3 protein-coding genes are annotated in these 2,774 nt (G+C 46.5%); 2 read left to right on the top strand and 1 reads right to left on the bottom strand.

The features are described from left to right. Positions 1 to 306 precede the first annotated feature (306 nt). Entirely contained in the window at positions 307 to 534 is a 228-nt protein-coding gene (locus IQ270_RS29540; RefSeq protein ID WP_193976664.1) for a hypothetical protein, read from the bottom strand. A gap of 4 nt (positions 535 to 538) precedes the next feature. Between IQ270_RS29540 and IQ270_RS29535 the strand changes: the two genes are divergently transcribed. Both IQ270_RS29535 and IQ270_RS29530 read left to right on the top strand, forming a co-directional pair. Continuing rightward, entirely contained in the window at positions 539 to 1,048 is a 510-nt protein-coding gene (locus IQ270_RS29535; protein WP_228056819.1) for a DUF2127 domain-containing protein, read from the top strand. A gap of 572 nt (positions 1,049 to 1,620) precedes the next feature. Then, a partial coding sequence (locus tag IQ270_RS29530; RefSeq protein ID WP_193976663.1) for a serine/threonine-protein kinase occupies positions 1,621 to 2,774 on the top strand: 1,154 nt, incomplete at its 3' end.

Below are 2,774 nucleotides of genomic sequence, written 5' to 3'. Positions count from 1 at the left end.
GGCAAATGTTGAGCCACCTTTAAACGGCAACGATTTGAAGGCTTTGGGTTACAAGCCCGGGCCTGGGTTTAAACGGATGTTGGATGATTTGTTGGCGGCTTCGCTGGACGGTCATTTGGGCGATCGGGCCACTGCCATCTCTTTTTTAGCACAGCGTTATCCTCAATCTTAGCAGCTTAGGATCGCGAATTGAATAATTTACACATATTTGTGGGACGGGCTCTCCCGCCCATCCCACAATAACAATAAAGATTGTAAGTTATTTAATTATCATTCCTTACTACGGTGCATCAGCCGCGCGTTATTTTATTTATAATTTATGGACTCATTGCTGGCGCGCCATACTGAATTTTTACGATCGGTTAAATCCGTTAAATCTCCCACACTGCGAGCAAGCCGAACTTTTTTTTTCAGGGAGCATCTCATCAGAGTAAAAACACTTCTTTCGACTCCTTCTTTCTTCCTCTTTCCTCCTGCCCCACAGCATCGGGCTTCGGGCCTCCTGTCTCCAATTTCTAGCTTGGCTGCTTTCATTGAGATGCTCCCTTTTTTAACAACGCGATCGCCAATTATTGAAATTTCGAGAATTTACGTGAAAAAACAGCGTCCTCCTGGTTTAATCGCAATTGTCACTTACAAAGCTTTTGTCGCTTCCCTCTTGACAGTAACTTCGATAGCTTTGCTTTTCGCGCTCAAAAACCATCAAAATTTGCAGAATTTTTCGGAATCTTATTTGTTAGAAACCAAACTGAAACTTGTTGAAATGTTACTTGATAAAGTTCTCCTTGTCAAGCCTGAAACTTTACTGTTTAGCGGACTAGCGACCGGATTTTATGCAGGTTTGACGGCTATAGAAGCTGTTGGTTTGTGGTACGAAAAAGGTTGGGCAACCATGTTAGTTTTAGTTTTGGTAGGAATCAGTATTCCGCCAGAAATATATGAGTTATTTCAGGGTTTCACTCTACTTAAGTTAGCGGTATTTATTGCAAATTTAGCCGTGCTGTGGTATTTGCTGCACCATTTGCCGAAGCACGGTAAAGCAGATTAAATTTGAGTTGATTTAGAGGAAACTCACTTGATTCGATCGGTGTCAGCATCTTCAATTGACTCTTAACAAGCATCAAAATTACCAGTTTTTTTATTTCCCCAATATCAAGATTGCCTTGCGCGCGAGTGCGTACTATATCAAAAAAATGCTTTTTAGTCAACTAAAAATTCAAATGTTTACATAAATCTGCTAATTGTAAAGAATTTTTAAAGCAAAAAGGGGTTGTACCCCCCATGAGTTATACTCAAAGATATAGATGCACCCTGATGGCTTTCCCGTTCCACAAGAGCGGGATTTTTATTGGCAAAATATAATATGGCGTTTCTCATGAACGTGAGGTGGTATTGTTCGATCGACCAAACAGGGTACTGAAAGCTTGTGCCTGCTTCGCAATGCTTGAGAACCGCTATAAATTGAAAATCCTAAATGCGAAAATTGACTGACTCAGGAATGCCAAGATGATATGGCAGAGCTAGAGTCAAAAGTATCGGGCATATCGGTTCGATCGGCCTAAACTCTGCTTTCATAACCCAAAAGCGGTAGCATAGTTTGGGAAACGGCATCAACCAAAGATGAATTTAGCGCCAGCAACAGTCCTGCAACACGGCAAATACAGAGTTAATGGAACTTTAGGCATAGGAGGGTTCGGCATCACTTACCGAGCTATCCAAACCCATTTAAACCAAACCGTCGTACTCAAAACCCTCAACGAAAGTCTGCGCCAACACCCAGCATCTGCCCAGTTTCAGCAGCAGTTTATTGCCGAAGCCCGACGCCTGTCGCGGTGTGAGCATTCCAACATCGTCAGGGTGATCGACTTGTTTGAAGAAGCCGGACAGTCTTTTATCGCGATGGACTACATTCCCGGCCAAACTCTCGCCCAAATAGTCGCAGCCGGTCAACCGCTGTCAGAAGCCCAAGCGCTGCACTACATTCGGCAAATAGCCTCAGCCGTAAGTACAGTTCACGATAGCGGATTGCTGCACGGAGACATCAAGCCAGAAAATGCGATCCGGCGGGCCGATTCTGAGGTTGTAATGTTAATAGATTTCGGGATTGCCCGCGACTTTACTGCCGGCACCGAACACAGCCAGATTAACTCGCTTTCGCCGGGGTACGCGCCGATCGAACAATACCTCTGTGACGGTAAATGTACACCTGCCACAGACATCTACGCGATCGCCGCCACCCTTTACTACTTGCTATGTGGCGTGCCGCCCGTAGCAGCACCCCTGCGCGATCGTATTCCCCTAACTTCTTTGCGGCAATTTCAGCCCAACCTCAGCCCCAGCACCGAGCGAGCAATCCTTCAGGGACTCGAAACTGAGCCCCAAAAGCGCCCCCAGACAGTAGAAAATTGGCTTACCATGCTGCAAGACACAGAGCAAGTACCGACGACCGAAAAAAAAAGCAAGCAAAGTCTGCGATTGCCCGCACCTCCCCCGCCTCCTTTGACTTTGCTGGCCTTTGTCGTAACGGCTGCAATTGCAGGCTGGATGGGTTTTGACCTAGCATGGCGCTATAAAAGCACCAGTGTCAGCAGCAACCGCTCCACAACTCAATCCTTCCCATCTCTGGCAGATTTGCTCAAATCCCGCGATTTGTCAGGCCCGATGTTCGGGCGGCCTTCTGTAGAAAGCAGCCCTCTCTACCCGATCGAACTTAACAAGCGCCCCAAACCCACTCCAGACAGCAGCGATATTCCTGAACCGATCGATCCCTCAGC

The organism is Microcoleus sp. LEGE 07076 (assembly GCF_015207455.1).
In the GTDB taxonomy this organism is placed as follows: Bacteria; Cyanobacteriota; Cyanobacteriia; order Cyanobacteriales; family Microcoleaceae; genus Microcoleus.
Note: the sequence above shows the minus strand (reverse complement) of the source record. Positions and strands in the feature narration are given on the sequence as shown.